Origin of the sequence: Ekhidna sp. (genome assembly GCF_039960695.1) — a bacterium.
GTDB lineage: Bacteria > Bacteroidota > Bacteroidia > Cytophagales > Cyclobacteriaceae > Ekhidna.
Genome location: NZ_JBDVKP010000011.1, coordinates 50,404 through 65,056, shown reverse-complemented (window position 1 = coordinate 65,056; position 14,653 = coordinate 50,404). Strand labels below are relative to the sequence as shown.

Sequence of the window (14,653 nt, the reverse complement as noted above, 5' to 3'; positions counted from 1 at the left end):
CGATGATAGAGTTTGTTATCAGCGTATTTTACTCTTTCATTTGTCTCATTTGCCGAAATGTAAGATTTACTCTTGGTTGATTAACTTTTTTTGTGGGAGGTAAGCGGTGAAACCAGTTGCTTTGTGTGCTACCTTTCATTATCATAAGACTTCCGTTTTCAAGTTTTAGGTCTAGACGCTCTTTTGTCCGTTTATGTTTGAAAGAAAACTTACGTTCAGCACCAAAACTAAGTGAAGCAATTGCTCCGTTTTTCCTCAATTCCGATTCTCCATCACTATGCCAGGCCATGCCTTCACTGCCTGTATGGTACATATTTAGCAGGCATGAATTATATCGTTCTCCTGAATGGTTTTCTGCCAACTCCTTAATGGTTTGAAGTTCTTCTGTCCAAGGGAGTGCTACTTTAGTAGTGCCGGAGTAACGATAAGGGAATGGTCTTTCTGCATACCAGGCTACATTCCTTTTTGTTTCGATGATCTTCCCAAAAATCACAGCTTGATCTGGTTGCCATTCGATGGTGCTAAGCAGAATATGAAGTAACCTATCAGCTTCAGACGAATCGTATATTTTGCCATGGTAATTAACCTCGCCATCGTACGGAAGCCAGTTCTTATTCGAATCTATTTCTCGCTCAAACAATTCCATATTATACTTTATTAAACGAAGCTTTCCATGCAGCATATTGCAAGCGCATGCAGTGACCACATGGTCGATAACCAGAAGCAATCGCCGCTTTTTCGGTAGCAAAGAGCACTCTGTTTTGTTTTGTCATTCGTTTGCCAGACTTGCAATTTAAGTTACCATAGATTTTCAACTTCCGGTTACCTCCAAATTTAATTTTGCCGGATCGGATTAACCGAAAGAGGGATCGGTCAGATAGGGAGCTTTGAGCTATCACATTAACTTGTTGCATCGTGAAAGATAATTCCCATTGCGTATCTATTTCCTGAAGATACTTCGCTCACTCCATGGCGGAGATTTGCACGGTAATAACCCCGTGTCCCTTTGACCGGCCGATAGGAGGTAGCGAATAAAAGTGCATCCCCTTTTTGCAGGTTGATCACAGTGGCTTTTGATTGCGATCGGGGCACCTGCTCGGTGATCACAAATTCCCCTCCTTCATAGTCTGTTCCTTGTTGGGAAAGAAAGACTACCAATTGGAGCGGGAAGTACTCCGACCCATATAGATCTTGATGTAAGGTGTTGTATCCGCCGCTTCCATATTTCAAAATCAGGGGAGTGGGCTTTTGCTGTCCATGCTTATGGCAGGATGAAAGAAACGTTTCATGATCATAAGGGTATTGCCTGTCAATATTAAATACCCTCATCCACTGATTGGCGATGCTCACCAGATTAGGATACAGCTTTGTACGTAGTTCCTGGATGATTGTGGGTAGGGGGTAATTGAAATACTTATATTCACCAAATCCAAATCGATGACGCTCCATCACGACTGTTTTTCGGTAAAGATTTTTCTTCGCATAGCTCGCAATCAATTGATCACATGCCGTAACATCTAACAATCCGGGAATAGTAGCGAAACCCTTTTCATTCAGTTCATCACGAATCAGTTCCCATGGTAAAGATTCTATTTTCATAGTAGAAAGAAGATTAACGGTTTGCTATTTCAAGAAAAATGTCGACTAGCTCAGCGGATTTACTAAAAAATGGAGAGTGACTGGCTGCCATCATGTAGACTTCTTCGCAAGGTGTTTCCTCATACATTTTCTGCTGAATAAATGGAGTGACTGCTCTATCTTCTGTGCATTCAATGTAGTACCTGGGGACTCTCCCAAAATTTTCATTGGTCAGATGAAGCTTGGCCATGCCAGATTCAATTGGTTCGTGATTCAGGATAACCTTCGCCATTTCTATTATATCCTCCTGGCAATCATGATATAGTCCTTCCTTAAAAATTTCAGGTTGGAGTGTGTGAGACTTGGATTTCACATGAACGTCAACGTACCCTTTAAGCCAACCCTCAGAGTCTTGAGCAGAATAATCTTTTTGTGTCTTTCCGCTAGGAATGAGATAGGCAGCCAGGTATATGAGCTTCTCAATCTTCCCCGGTCGGTATTCAGCCGCTTGTGAGATCATGATGCCATTTTTGCTATGCCCCACCAGAATAACTTCCCCTTCTATACGGTCAATGAGCTCGCAAATTCCTTGTACCGTTTTTTCGAATGTGACCTCCTGAATAGGAGTCTTATCTCTCCCCATTCCCGGTAGGTCAATGGCATGAACCGTATGTCCTTGCGCTTCTAGTAGTGGAGTAACTTTATGCCAGTTCCAGGCACTATGCCAAGAGCCGTGAATCAAAATGAATGTTTTGCTTTGCATAGGATTGTTTGCTTTTTTTTGAGATGATTGTGTTAAGAAAAAAATTGAGATTGTCGTGAGGACGTACCTTACCTGTTTAGGGATTGTTCACATCCTTGAAAATTGTCAAGTTATAAATGATTGTTAGTTCGTTTGTACGGCTTCCCAGCCAATCATTGCGGTTTTCCGATTGCTACCCCAATGGTATTCACCAATTTGCCCAGTAGACTGAATCACTCTATGGCAAGGAATAAGATAAGCTACTGGATTGTCACCCACGGCAGACCCGACTGCTCGCGATGCTTTGGGATTGCTGATTTGCCTGGCAATCTGTCCATAAGTTGAGAGTCCACCTGAGGGGATTTTGATTAATGTCTCCCAGACTTTTAATTGAAAGTCCGTGCCTTTTAGGTGCAGTTTTATTTCGTTCAGTTTACTCCAGTCATGTGTGAAGAGGAACAGTGCATTCTGCTGGATCATATCTAAATGCTGATTGAATTGGGCATTTGGAAATTGATTTCTTAATCCATTAAGAGATCGCTCCTCGTCGACTGAGAAGGCCAAATGACAGATCCCCTTTTTAGTAGATGCCACCATGATCTCTCCAAAAGGACTGTCAGCGAAGCTGTAGTTGATGACCAGGCTCTTGCCTCCATTTTTATACTCTGCTGGCGTCATTCCTTCAATGTTCATGAAGAGATCATGTAATCGACTGGTCCCTGAAAGTCCTGTTTCGTACGCAACTTCAGACAAAGTGGCCTGCTCTTCTTTCAACAGCTTCTTCGCATAAGCTGTACTGATGTACTGCAGAAATTTTTTCGGACTCACACCCGCCCAATCAGTAAACATTCGCTGGAAATGATACGGACTCAGATGTACATGTTCAGCTACCTCATCCAGATTGGGCTGTTGCCTGAAGTTGTTTCGGAGGTATCCTATTGCCTCTTCTATTCGTTGAAAATTGACGTTGTTTTGTGTTTTCATCTTGTTATTGCGGTGTCTCTTGATGTAAAACTACAACGGTACTCAGGCTAAAAATACCCGATTCTTGCGGAGTTGCATAGCTTATAACGATCCAAATATGGTACGTATCTGGATTTTTCAATAGCTACTAAAGTATCTGTTTTGTACGGTTTTAAATAACTCAGTAGAGTAGTTGGAAGTGTCATGCCGGGCTTGATCCTTAAGTAAAGGCACAACTTACAAACTTGCGCCAGCGGGGGAGTTTCTACTTATTTTCTTCACGCAAAATTTTCTCCATTTTACGACCTTTTGCCAATTCATCAATCAGCTTTTCCATACGTCGGCATTGTTTATACAATTCAAATTCATCCTCTATTTCTTCGATTCGATAACCACAAACGACTCCTTTAATCAAGTGAGCGTTTGGATTTATTTTAGCTTTTTGAAAAAATGTTCTAAAAGTAGCTTTCTCATCAATAAGTGCTTGTAAAGAATCTTGATCAAAACCAGTGAACCAATTGATTACTTGGTTGAGTTCTTCTTTTGTTCTACCATTTTTCTCCAATCTATCCAGGTAAAGTGGATAAATGGATGCAAATATCATATTGGCAACCTTTTCGTTTTTTTCGGCCGTAACTTTCATTTTTACTTGATTATCGCTAGCAATTATATAAACCTCAATATAAAAATAATACTTTACTAGCTGGAGGTGTCCTACCGGACTTGATCCGGTATCTTCATTTATGTATAGGCACAAGTTGCAAACTTGCCCCAGCGCGGGTCTGTTGTTAGTTCCTGATCAGTCCAAGCACTAGAATTGGTAAATAGCTAAGCATGATGTTAAGCAATGCCATTCCGTAGCTGAACTTCTGAACCTTAGAAACTCCAATTATCAATAATCCGAATCCCCATAACCATATAATATAGCTCAATCCTTGATTTACATTTTCTAGCGATGGATCTTCTAAAAAAAAGAATTGGAAAAGTTGGTAAATGATCGTAATGCAAAAAGGAGCAGACGAAATTGAGTAAACGTTAACCATCTGACGCATTGTTGCCTGGCCAGCCCACATACGACCAAACAGCCTGACAAGACCCGGCATAATTAAGCCAAGAATCAAGAATGCAGCCCCAATTCCAATTGGTAGTGCAATTAACAAGCTCCACCAGACGAATCCTACATCGATTAAGGCACTTATATCAGGAGCCATGTCCAAGCTGAGACTTAAGCCCAATATTACAATTGGCCAAGCAAATAGTGGCTGTTCATCTTTTAGCGCAATATTGGCAAATCCCTTATCTTTGATATAGACATTATCAGCTATGAAATACGCACCAATTTTACTCCTCGTGCTTGCTTTTGCATGCGGTCCGCAACGGGAAGAGACCATCTACTGGCAGTCCATCGAAGACGATCTGCAAACGCTCCTGATCCAGGCGCAAGACGGAGATACCATCAATATTCCTGCAGGCTATTACATGTTTACCAACCCGCTCATCCTGGATGGCATATCCAACCTGGTGTTTCAAGGGCAAGGCATGGATGAAACCATCTTGTCTTTTGAGATGCAGGAGAGCGGAGCGGAGGGCATACGCGCAGCTAACTGTACCAACCTCACCTTCCGGGACTTCACCATTCAGGACGCACCCGGCGATAACATTAAGGTGACGGATACGGATGGTGTTCGCTTTGCCCGGGTCACCTCAAAATGGAGTGGTGAGCCCAGCGAAGAGAACGGTGCTTATGCATTCTATCCGGTACTGTGCAAACGCGTGATCGTGGAGAACTGTCTGGCCATCGGCTCGTCGGATGCAGGTATTTATGTGGGGCAGTCGGACCGTGTGATCATCCGCAACAATGAGGTCTACCACAACGTGGCGGGCATCGAAAGTGAGAACAGCCGATGGGTGGAGATCTATGGCAACAACGCGCACGACAACACCGGAGGCATCCTCATCTTCGACATGCCGGGTCTTACGCAAAGCGGGCATACCACACGCGTGTATGATAACGATGTGATCTCCAACAATCACGACAACTTCGCGCCGGAAGGCAACGTGGTGGCGGTCGTACCTCCCGGCACGGGCATCATGATGATGGCCACCCGGAACATCGAGGTGTTCAATAACCGCATCCACCACAACAGGACCATAGGAACCGCGCTTGCCAGCTACGTGCTGGTAGAGGCACTGGGTGCGGAAGAAGGGTCACAATTGGAAGAGGTCAATCAAACGATTAACGAAGACTATGATCCGTATCCCAATCAGGTCTACTTTCATCACAATGAATTTAAAAACAAACACGTGCTCCCAACCCTCAAAAATGATTTTGGGCTACTCTTTTTGACGTACTTCACCTTCAGCCTTCCTGATTTCGCCATGGATGGGATACTTCCTCCAGACAAAGACTTTGTGCTGTGCCTGAGCAACAACGGAGAGTTCAACTTTGCCAACATAGATGCGGAAAACGACTTTGAAAACAGGTCTACCGATTGGAGTGCCTATGCTTGTGATTTCGGAACCATCGATCCCATTTTTCAATGAGAACGATTGCTTTCATATGGATCGCAACGCTCATTGCATGCGCACAGCCGGAGAAGAAGCAACCTGTCATCCAGCAAGTGAGTCTGGGGGTAAAGGAAGCCTCGGACTATCCAAAGCAGCTGAGCGAATGGAATTTTTTTAAGGAACCGATGAAGGAACTCATACCTAAAGGTGATCGGATGTTTCCCTACGAAATCAACGCAGCACTCTTCTCGGACTATGCATTCAAAGCTCGTTTCATACAGCTGCCGGCTCAAGGTAAAATTGAGTATCATGATACGGAAGTATTGAACTTCCCCAAGCAAACCATATTGATTAAAAACTTCTTTTATCCACTGGATTTTAATCAGCCGGAGGGAGAACGACGCATCATGGAAACGCGATTGCTGATCCATGAGGCAAAAGGGTGGAAGGCGATTGTCTATCAATGGAACGAGGAACAGACAGGGGCTAAACGAGTGCTGCTCGGAAAGAAAGTGCCCGTGGAATGGAAAGATAAGAATGCCACACTGCAGCGAATCAAGTACCACATTCCCTCACAACCTCAGTGCAAGAGCTGCCACGATCTGGGAGGGGAGCTGATGCCCATTGGCCCTTCTGCTCGCCAGCTGAATCGGGAGGGTCAGCTCAGTGAATGGATCAGCAAGGGCTGGCTCAAAGCCGATGCGAATGCAGCGTTTCCGACACTTGTGGATTACGAAGACACCTCAGAGTCACTTGACCTGCGCGCACGCGCATGGTTGGAGGTCAACTGTGCGCATTGTCACAGGAGGGAAGGCCCGGCAAAGAACTCCGGATTGTACCTGTTGGCATCGCAAACCGATCCGTATCGTCTGGGAGTAAACAAACCCCCCATAGCAGCAGGCAAAGGGTCTGGCGGTCTTAAGTATAGCATCGTGCCCGGCAGTCCGGACCAATCCATTTTGGTGCACCGCATCACTTCACTGGAGCCCGGTGAGATGATGCCGGAGTTGGGGAGGAGTTTGACTCATCAAGAGGGTATTCAGCTGATTAGGGACTGGGTGTTGGAGATGGAATAAATTTTCTTTCATTTTTGAAAGACCAAAAACGAAACAAAAAGTCTTTGCCAAAAATCAATCCAGTTTGCCCGCAATCCCTACACGTGATTTTGACAGTGTGATGCTGCGCATCGATAGGATATCCACGGATAAATATTCATCGGTTTGATAGATCAACCTACTTTTAATTCAGCAACGAATTGTTTTGGCGCGTCTACATAGATGGCGATGCTGGTGAACTCTTTTTTGAATCCGTAGAATCCGGTTAGCTTCATGGGTTCATTCACCTCGATTAGCACGTTGTGGCCTTCCATGTCTTTGAACGGCGACAGGTAAACAAGGCCCTCTTCCTTTTCTAAAGAAGTCGTTTGTTCTTTGATGGCTTGTATTTGGTTGAGTGGAATGCGCGTTTCTGCCATTACCCCGTATTTAAGCACAAGGTTGTCATCTTCTATCGCAACAGGCCGCTTGCTGAGTGAACGCAAGATTCCATAAATCTGAAAACATGCATACATGCTGAGAATAGTCAGAATCCAGGCCGCTATCGTGCTGTAGTTTCGGACCAATAAGTGTACCGCAAAGGCTTCTATGATAATGAGGAAGACAAATACACCCAATACCATGCGTGTGCTTGTTGTCTGGTGATAGGTGAACTCACCTGCTCTAAGCTTGTGCTTTTTCCAGTGAAAGAAACCATAGTAGAAGAGGGAGAGCTCTGTAGCAAATGCCGTACTTACTTTTTTGGGTAAAATATCCGCTGCTGCGGTCCTTGCTGCCGAAAAGAAGTCAGGAGTGGCCGTCTGGCTTTGCTTTATTTTTTTGAAGGCTTTCCGAATAGTGACTACCAGGTAAGTAATGATGGCGATCTCAAGAAAGGGGAGAATCCAGGTCTTTACCAGGGAAAGATAAAACTGGTGTTCCGCAGGTAGAATGAGGGAGGCGACCACAATTCCCAGGATGAAGATCGGAACAACGGTTGTTTTCGGGAGGTCTCTTTTTCGTATAATCAACAAGTAGATCACAGGTGTGCTGATCAGCAGGTCGAACGTGATTGCCAGCGAAAGTTGGTGGGGGTTTTCAGCAAATAGAGGTGACTTTGCTACGAATATGCATCCGAGTATGATCGCAACAGGGATGAGGAATAGCAGGTTTCTTAAATTGATTAAATGTACCATCTCCTTAATTGTTGTTTAAAGAGTAGGTAACAAAAAAGGGGTGTTTATTACACCCCCTTTCACTTTTTTGTACAATTAACTATTTACCCAGCTTCACAGCATCAACTTCTGCTTCTTTCACCTTTTGATTGAATTCATCGATTCTTGTATCTAGAATCGCATTCAACATTTTGAGTTGCTCATCAATTTTGGCCGTCACCTGATCATAGAATGCCAAAGCAGAATCCGTTGGCTTGTAGCTTCCTACGCCTGACAATGACGCCAGGTGTCCCAGCTTATTGTTCAATCGGATCGGGAAGTTGAGTGGATCTTGTCCGCTTTCATTCTGTGTCTGATACAGCGCTTTTTCAATTTCAGACATGTCCTTGATGATGGCTTTTCCGAGCTCGGATATTTCATCATTCTCTGCCTTTTTCATTACATCACTGATCTGGCTTTTCGCCTTGCGAATGTTGATGATTCCTTCATGTGTCTCAGTCAGCTTATCTCGCACCTTGATCAGAAAATCAAACTGAGCCTGATAGTCCGATTGAGTTGCTTCCGCCCGAGGGTCGGCAAGAATGTTGAAGTCTTGCGTGCTTTCGGCGCCATTGACTTCCATTTTTACTGCATAAGCTCCTGGTATTGCTATCGGTCCACCCGTGGTGGCCCACCACAAGATCATGCCATCGAATGTTTTGGCTCCATTGTAGCGCATGCCCCAGTTCATGGTGTTATAGCCTTGCTTTACATCTAGCTTCTCTTCATTTTCATCCTTATCAGGATGCGTGGAATATCGCTTGATTACATCACCATCACTTTCGAGAAAGCTGATTGAGATAGTGTCTGTTTTAGACGTATCTCTTACAAAGTAATTGACCAATACACCTCCCGGATGATCGGTACCTGCGGTTTTAGACGTTCGGCCATTTCCTCCACCCATGCGATAGCTGTCCATCGGCTTGTACAGATAATGAGACTTCCCGTTGGCTGCTGAGAGCTGATGAAGAGGCGTTAAATCATCAATCATCCAAAAACTTCTTCCCTGAGTAGCCGCTATCAGGTTGTTGTTTTTAACTGCAAGGTCCGTGATAGGTACGATAGGTAGATTCATCTGGAATGGTTTCCAGCTGGCTCCATCGTCGAATGAAACATACATTCCAGCTTCTGTCCCGGCATACAATAAGCCTTTTTGATTTGGATCTGCTCTTACTACCCGCGTAAAGTGTTCCGCAGGAATTCCGTTGGTAATCTTTTTCCAGGTTTGACCGTAATCCTCCGTTTTATACAGGTAAGGAGTGTAGTCGCCCAGTTTATAGCGTGTTCCTGCAATGTACAGCCCTCCTTTGTTGAAAGGATCGATTTCCACGCTGTTGATCATCATCCACTCAGGCATGCCAGCAGGAGTGACGTTGGTCCAGTTGTCACCACCATCTTTGGTGATATGAACCAACCCGTCATCAGATCCTATCCAAATTACACCTTCTTCATGGTACGACTCTGTCGCAGCGAAAATGGTACAATAGTACTCTACGCTCGTGTTGTCTTTAGTGATCGGCCCACCGGAAGAGCCAAGCTTACTTGGATCATTGCGTGTTAAATCCGGGCTTATGATTTCCCAGGTTTGTCCTTCATTGGTTGTTACATGAAGCTGATTGGATGCTGTGTACAACTTATTAGGATTGTGCGGAGAGAAGAAAATAGGAAAGTTCCACTGGAAACGGTACTCAAATCCTTCGGCTCCATGTCCCATCGGGTTGTCTGGCCATACATTCACCGCTCTCACTTGATCTTTCGAATGATCAACGCGGGTTAAAAATCCGTCGTAGCTACCTCCATATACAATGTCATTATTGTCAGGCTTGGGTGCAATGTGCGCACTTTCTCCACCTGCGGTAGACTCCCAATCGTCATCACCAATGTACCGTCCGCCGGAGCGGTGATCTATTCTCACAGTAGAGTTGTCTTGCTGTGCTCCATATATTCGATAGGGGAATGAGTCGTCTGTAGTTACCCGATAAAATTGAGCGGTCGGCTGATTTTGATACGTCGACCAATTTTCACCAGCATCGAAGCTTACCTGAGCGCCACCATCGTCACCGATAACCATGCGTTGATTGTCTTCTGGAGCAATCCAAAAATCATGATGATCGCCATGAGGTGCGTTGTATGTTTCATAGGTTCTTCCACCATCTGTTGATTTATGGTACCGAACGTTCATTACATACACGCCATCTTCATCCTGCGTGTCTGCATAGATTCTGGTGTAGTACCACGCTCTTTGTCTCAATTTTCGTTCCTTATTGATAAGTCTCCAGGTTTTGCCAGCATCATCCGATCTGTAAACTCCGCCTGCTTTGTTTTCTATGATCGCCCATACGCGATTTGAATTCACTGGTGAAACGGTGACACCGGAGATGCCCCAGAGTCCACCAGGTAGTCCTTCATTCTTGGAAATATTGGTCCATGTATCGCCACCATCTGTACTTTTCCAAAGTGCTGATCCGTCACCACCACTCTCCAGACTATAAGGCGTGCGTCTTATTCTCCAGGTTGATGCATAGAGAATGCGAGGATTGTTTGGATCGAATGTAAGGTCTACGGCACCTGCATCTGCATTGGCATATAGAATGCGCTCCCAGGACTTTCCGCCATCCTTACTGCGATATACGCCTCTTTCAGTTGACGACTTATACAAATCGCCCATAACAGCAGCATATACCAAATCCGGGTTCTTTGGATGAACGCGAATACGCGGAATGTGTCGTGAATTTTTCAAGCCTATTTCCTGCCAGGTTGTACCTGCATCTACGGACTTCCACATTCCCCAGCCAGAAGACACGTTTCCTCTTACCGTTACTTCACCTCCACCAGCGTAGATGACATTATTATCCCATTCACTTACTGCGACAGCTCCAATGGATCCTCCAAAGAATCCGTCGGATATATTCTCCCACGTGCTTCCTGCATCATTGGTGCGCCACACACCACCTCCTGTAGCACCCATGTAATAGAGATTAGGTTTGCCAGGAACACCAGTTACTGCTGCGGAACGTCCACCTCTAAAGGGACCAATGTTTCTCCATTGTATTCCATCATAGAGTTTGCTGTCATAGCTTGGAGTGTTGCTTGAGGATTTACTTTTCCTGCGTTGCGCCGTTCCATCGATAGCGACAAAAGTCACCAGCAATAGAACTACAAGTATCTTCTTCATAAGTATAGGTTTTAGTTTGATTTCAAGTTAATGATTTAGGCGATAGAAAATTTATAGTAACCTACACTAGAGGTTATTTATTCATTTGGATGGAGTGAGGAACTTTTCTGGGATAATTAATTTTATGTTCCCTAGTTTTGAAGTAATTACATCATCAAATAAGTTGTGAGTAAAGGGAATTTGTCTGAAATACATCTGGAAATCATTGAGGAAATGATCGCTGAATCGCTGAGTAAAGCCGCACAATCCATGGAACAGATGTTGAGAATTCGCGTAAAGCCAAAACTCATTCAATACGGAGAAGGACAATTAAGAAGTCTAAAAGAGTTTGATGATTTAGGGAGATTCAAGGTCAATTTGATGAAGGTGGCTTTTCATGGGGAGATCAATGGGGCCTTCTATTTTATCATTAACAATCATGAAATGGACCTCATCAATAGCGTTTGCCTTCCAGATGATATCACAGGTTCACGTAACAGTCACACCAAGATGATGAAACACGATTTCATGTCTGAGATAGAGAACCTTATCGCTAACATGTCAATTGCGGCACTTTCCGAATTTCTTGGCGTACAAGTAACTGGAGAGGTACCGATTGTTAGAAACATGAAAGGCGAATTGGTAAACCCTTATTTAGAGAATGAAAATGAGCTCAACCAAACCAGTTTTTTTGTTAATTCTACGCTTGATGGAACGGTTGTAAACATTGCGCCTCACTTTCTATGGATGATAGACGGAAACTTCATCCGTATCACCAAGTTAAATACTGTGGCTTAATATTTGCATTTTTGGGTCAAACCTACCTGCATGAAGTATAGAGTCATTGTTTTCTCTCTTTTACTTTCAATTTGTCTTGTTATATCTGGACAGAGTTTTGAAAAACAACGTGCGCAGTTTATTGCTTTTAATGTTGGTTTTAATGGGCTAGTGGGAGGAGTCGGAAGTTGGATAAATAAAAGTGAGAATCAAGACTTTTGGAATGCGTTTGCAAAAGGCTTCTACAAAGGAGCTATTGGTGGAGCGGTTAGTCATGTTGGCTTTTCTTTAACAAGCCAGATTAGAACAAAAAGGAATATTGCCTACGCCTGGCCTGCGCGATTAGTCAATTCATTCGGAGCTTCAATTGTGCAGAATGCTGCATCTAATAATAGAATGCTGGAAAATTTACACTTTAATCTTTTTGTGTCAAGACTTGATTATTATCCTTATTCAAAGAAATTTCAAGCAAGACTGTTCACTTCTTCTATTTATGGTATCATCGTGACATCAAGGGACGCGAAACTTGATTTGATGAAATCTTTGCAGTCCGGAATAATTTATTTCGATTCAAATCAAAATTTTCGCTCCTCACTTGTAGAAGGAGCTGCTACAGGTCAGGTTAGTTCCGTTGGAATGCGATCAGATATTTTTACTTCAGATCAGGAATATTATGATGTCTTTGCCCATGAAATGGCACACATAATGCAATTCGATAGAAAAGTAGCTGGCAATGCTTTCATGATCAGAGTGGATAAAAAAGCCAAGGAAAAATTTACTATTTACCATAAGCTATCGAAATATATCTACTTCGATTTGAATGGGCCCATCTTCTTTTTTGCATACAAGTTTCAGGATAATAGACACAACTGCAATTTCTTCGAGCAAGAAGCAGAACATTACAGTGGCAGGAGGTATTATGGATGCAATTAGCTTAGGTTTTCTTGAACGTTAAAGCTCCAGAGTTCATGCAATATCGCTGACCACTTGGTTGTGGACCATCTGGGAAAATATGTCCTAAGTGGCTGCTACATCTTCCACATTTCACTTCTGTCCGTATCATGCCAAAGGATTTGTCTTTTTCTAGATCTATGGCTTCTGCTGTAATTGGATCAGTGAAACTGGGCCATCCGGATCCGGAATCATATTTTGTCTCGGATGAATACAGCTCGTTTCCACATGCGGCACATTCATATACACCTGTTTCTTTATTCTCCAAAAGAGCTCCCGTCCACGGTCGCTCCGTACCCTTTTCTCTTAAAATGTTGTACTGTTCGTCTGAAAGCTCTTTCTTCCATTCTTCTTCACTCTTATTGATTTTTTCCATTTTATAAGACTTTTAAGGCGTTCTGGGTAATACCAACTAATACAAAGATAAAACAGTTCAAGGGCTGAATTGTCCACTTATCATATATGTATTAATTCGTGTAACTAAAAGGACACTTTCAGCATTAAGTAATGGACACGACACTACTTATCATGAAGAGAAAACTTATCATCATTGTCTCATCCATCGGCATTTTATTATTGGCCTTCCTACTTGCCGGGATTTTCGCGGATCAAAAAGAAGACCCTAAGGATAAACGACCGGTAGCAGTTGTAAAGACTGTTCAGACGAAAAAGGTTAGTTATCAAACCATTCAAACAGACGTGATTTCATATGGACGCGTTCAAACCGCGCAAACACTTGACTTGCTTTCAGAAGTTTCTGGTCGGATGTATCAAGGCCGTGTGAGGTTGAAAGAAGGAGAGAAGTTCAAAAAAGGAGACCTTCTTTTTTACATTGACGATAAGGAACCCGCATTAAATCTGAAGTCACAAAAAAGCAATTTTTTAAGAGATCTGGCAGGTATTCTGCCTGATTTGAAGGTTGATTTTACTGGCAATTTCAATGCGTGGAATTCTTACTTTAACTCACTTGATATTGATAAGAAATTTGGACCATTCCCTGAAGCTGGGTCGGAGAAGGAAAAAATATTTCTTGCGACAAAAGGAATCTATAGTGCATACTACACCATCAAGAGTGTAGAAGCGAGACTTGACAAGCATAGATATTATGCGCCATTTGATGGCAGTATTATGCAAGTAAACCTTCAATCAGGTTCATTCATCAATCCCGGAGTGAGTATTGGGAAAATAATGCGTCGGGGTGTCCATGAGCTAAAAATTGCAATAGAGACCAGAGACATTCCATGGATCAAATCCGATTCTCCAGTTAAAATCTACTCGGACGAAATGGATCAGTATTGGGAAGGAAGAGTAACGCGAATCAGTGATTTTGTCAATCAAAATACACAATCAGTAGATGTGTTTATAGCTATTCAATCTTCGTCAGATAAGAAAATTTACGATGGGCAATTCTTTCAGGCGGCGATTCCAGCCAGAACAGTGAAAGACGGCATGATCATGCCGCGGAATGCCATCTTTAATGGTAATGAAGTGTTTGTTGTAGAAGACACACTTTTAAAAGTAAGGAAGATCAACGTTATACGATTGGCCGATGAAGAAGCCATAATAAGCGGACTCGATCGTGGCCAAGACTTAGTGATAGAACCGCTTATTGGTGGATTCAATAACATGGTAGTGGAGAAGCAAGAGGTAAAAGATATTGATCTTGAATTAGGTGATGCAAACGAAACAGCTAGCACAGGTCAATCACCTGCTTCATCAAACTAAACTGAAT

15 protein-coding genes are annotated in these 14,653 nt (G+C 43.3%); 5 read left to right on the top strand and 10 right to left on the bottom strand.

Features of this window, described 5'->3' with window-relative positions; all coding sequences use genetic code 11:
* Window positions 1-28: 28 nt before the first annotated feature.
* From ABJG98_RS06720 to ABJG98_RS06690, 7 genes are all read right to left on the bottom strand, one after another.
* Window positions 29-646 carry an alpha-ketoglutarate-dependent dioxygenase AlkB gene (locus ABJG98_RS06720; RefSeq protein ID WP_348278723.1) on the bottom strand — a complete coding sequence of 206 codons (618 nt, stop codon included), beginning with the start codon at window positions 644-646 and terminating at the stop codon, window positions 29-31.
* Between the two features lies 1 nt (window position 647).
* A complete protein-coding gene (locus ABJG98_RS06715; RefSeq protein WP_348278722.1) occupies window positions 648-914 on the bottom strand; it encodes an Ada metal-binding domain-containing protein in 267 nt (88 codons plus the stop codon).
* On the bottom strand, window positions 901-1,599 hold the full coding sequence (locus ABJG98_RS06710) for a 2OG-Fe(II) oxygenase (protein WP_348278721.1): 699 nt from the start codon (window positions 1,597-1,599) through the stop codon (window positions 901-903). Before ABJG98_RS06710 ends, ABJG98_RS06715 begins: the two co-directional genes overlap by 14 nt.
* Window positions 1,600-1,612: 13 nt before the next feature.
* Window positions 1,613-2,341 carry an alpha/beta fold hydrolase gene (locus tag ABJG98_RS06705; protein ID WP_348278720.1) on the bottom strand — a complete coding sequence of 243 codons (729 nt, stop codon included), beginning with the start codon at window positions 2,339-2,341 and terminating at the stop codon, window positions 1,613-1,615.
* Between the two features lie 123 nt (window positions 2,342-2,464).
* Window positions 2,465-3,304 carry a methylated-DNA--[protein]-cysteine S-methyltransferase gene (locus ABJG98_RS06700; protein ID WP_348278719.1) on the bottom strand — a complete coding sequence of 280 codons (840 nt, stop codon included), beginning with the start codon at window positions 3,302-3,304 and terminating at the stop codon, window positions 2,465-2,467.
* A 244-nt stretch (window positions 3,305-3,548) separates the two neighbouring features.
* Complete coding sequence (locus tag ABJG98_RS06695; RefSeq protein WP_348278718.1) at window positions 3,549-3,926, bottom strand: DUF2200 domain-containing protein; 378 nt, start codon at window positions 3,924-3,926, stop codon at window positions 3,549-3,551.
* Window positions 3,927-4,071: 145 nt separating this feature from the next.
* Window positions 4,072-4,674: a YIP1 family protein gene (locus ABJG98_RS06690; RefSeq protein ID WP_348278717.1), complete on the bottom strand. Its 603-nt coding sequence runs from the start codon at window positions 4,672-4,674 to the stop codon at window positions 4,072-4,074.
* Here ABJG98_RS06690 and ABJG98_RS06685 point away from each other — a divergent pair.
* On the top strand, window positions 4,607-5,827 hold the full coding sequence (locus tag ABJG98_RS06685; RefSeq protein ID WP_348278716.1) for a parallel beta-helix domain-containing protein: 1,221 nt from the start codon (window positions 4,607-4,609) through the stop codon (window positions 5,825-5,827). The two genes, ABJG98_RS06690 and ABJG98_RS06685, sit on opposite strands and share 68 nt — an antisense overlap.
* Window positions 5,824-6,867 (top strand): SO2930 family diheme c-type cytochrome, encoded by a 1,044-nt coding sequence (locus tag ABJG98_RS06680; protein WP_348278715.1) that lies wholly within the window; start codon window positions 5,824-5,826, stop codon window positions 6,865-6,867. The genes ABJG98_RS06685 and ABJG98_RS06680 overlap by 4 nt, the downstream gene beginning before the upstream one ends.
* 152 nt (window positions 6,868-7,019) lie before the next feature.
* Here the strand turns inward: ABJG98_RS06680 and ABJG98_RS06675 are convergent, their stop codons facing one another.
* The gene (locus ABJG98_RS06675; protein WP_348278714.1) at window positions 7,020-8,021 is read right to left on the bottom strand and encodes a hypothetical protein; all 1,002 of its coding nucleotides are present in this window, start codon (window positions 8,019-8,021) and stop codon (window positions 7,020-7,022) included.
* A gap of 79 nt (window positions 8,022-8,100) precedes the next feature.
* Window positions 8,101-11,214 (bottom strand): glycosyl hydrolase, encoded by a 3,114-nt coding sequence (locus tag ABJG98_RS06670; RefSeq protein WP_348278713.1) that lies wholly within the window; start codon window positions 11,212-11,214, stop codon window positions 8,101-8,103.
* 165 nt (window positions 11,215-11,379) lie between these two features.
* On the opposite strand from ABJG98_RS06670, the gene ABJG98_RS06665 reads away from it, so the two are divergent.
* On the top strand, window positions 11,380-11,991 hold the full coding sequence (locus tag ABJG98_RS06665) for a hypothetical protein (RefSeq protein ID WP_348278712.1): 612 nt from the start codon (window positions 11,380-11,382) through the stop codon (window positions 11,989-11,991).
* 30 nt (window positions 11,992-12,021) lie between these two features.
* Window positions 12,022-12,903, top strand: a complete 882-nt coding sequence (locus ABJG98_RS06660) for a hypothetical protein (RefSeq protein ID WP_348278711.1) — start codon at window positions 12,022-12,024, stop codon at window positions 12,901-12,903.
* 1 nt (window position 12,904) lies between these two features.
* Here the strand turns inward: ABJG98_RS06660 and msrB are convergent, their stop codons facing one another.
* A complete protein-coding gene (gene msrB, locus ABJG98_RS06655) occupies window positions 12,905-13,297 on the bottom strand; it encodes a peptide-methionine (R)-S-oxide reductase MsrB (protein ID WP_348278710.1) in 393 nt (130 codons plus the stop codon).
* A 131-nt stretch (window positions 13,298-13,428) separates the two neighbouring features.
* Between msrB and ABJG98_RS06650 the strand changes: the two genes are divergently transcribed.
* Window positions 13,429-14,646 (top strand): efflux RND transporter periplasmic adaptor subunit, encoded by a 1,218-nt coding sequence (locus ABJG98_RS06650; protein WP_348278709.1) that lies wholly within the window; start codon window positions 13,429-13,431, stop codon window positions 14,644-14,646.
* Window positions 14,647-14,653 lie beyond the last annotated feature (7 nt).

Excerpts from the sequence above, each read along its gene's own strand:
- ABJG98_RS06720 (WP_348278723.1), bottom strand. The coding sequence starts at position 646 with ATGGAATTGTTTGAGCGAGAAATAGATTCGAATAAGAACTGGCTTCCG.
- ABJG98_RS06715 (WP_348278722.1), bottom strand. The coding sequence starts at position 914 with ATGCAACAAGTTAATGTGATAGCTCAAAGCTCCCTATCTGACCGATCC.
- ABJG98_RS06710 (WP_348278721.1), bottom strand. The coding sequence starts at position 1,599 with ATGAAAATAGAATCTTTACCATGGGAACTGATTCGTGATGAACTGAAT.
- ABJG98_RS06705 (WP_348278720.1), bottom strand. The coding sequence starts at position 2,341 with ATGCAAAGCAAAACATTCATTTTGATTCACGGCTCTTGGCATAGTGCC.
- ABJG98_RS06700 (WP_348278719.1), bottom strand. The coding sequence starts at position 3,304 with ATGAAAACACAAAACAACGTCAATTTTCAACGAATAGAAGAGGCAATA.
- ABJG98_RS06695 (WP_348278718.1), bottom strand. The coding sequence starts at position 3,926 with ATGAAAGTTACGGCCGAAAAAAACGAAAAGGTTGCCAATATGATATTT.
- ABJG98_RS06685 (WP_348278716.1), top strand. The coding sequence starts at position 4,607 with ATGAAATACGCACCAATTTTACTCCTCGTGCTTGCTTTTGCATGCGGT.
- ABJG98_RS06690 (WP_348278717.1), bottom strand. The coding sequence starts at position 4,674 with ATGGTCTCTTCCCGTTGCGGACCGCATGCAAAAGCAAGCACGAGGAGT.
- ABJG98_RS06680 (WP_348278715.1), top strand. The coding sequence starts at position 5,824 with ATGAGAACGATTGCTTTCATATGGATCGCAACGCTCATTGCATGCGCA.
- ABJG98_RS06675 (WP_348278714.1), bottom strand. The coding sequence starts at position 8,021 with ATGGTACATTTAATCAATTTAAGAAACCTGCTATTCCTCATCCCTGTT.
- ABJG98_RS06670 (WP_348278713.1), bottom strand. The coding sequence starts at position 11,214 with ATGAAGAAGATACTTGTAGTTCTATTGCTGGTGACTTTTGTCGCTATC.
- ABJG98_RS06660 (WP_348278711.1), top strand. The coding sequence starts at position 12,022 with ATGAAGTATAGAGTCATTGTTTTCTCTCTTTTACTTTCAATTTGTCTT.
- msrB (WP_348278710.1), bottom strand. The coding sequence starts at position 13,297 with ATGGAAAAAATCAATAAGAGTGAAGAAGAATGGAAGAAAGAGCTTTCA.
- ABJG98_RS06650 (WP_348278709.1), top strand. The coding sequence starts at position 13,429 with ATGGACACGACACTACTTATCATGAAGAGAAAACTTATCATCATTGTC.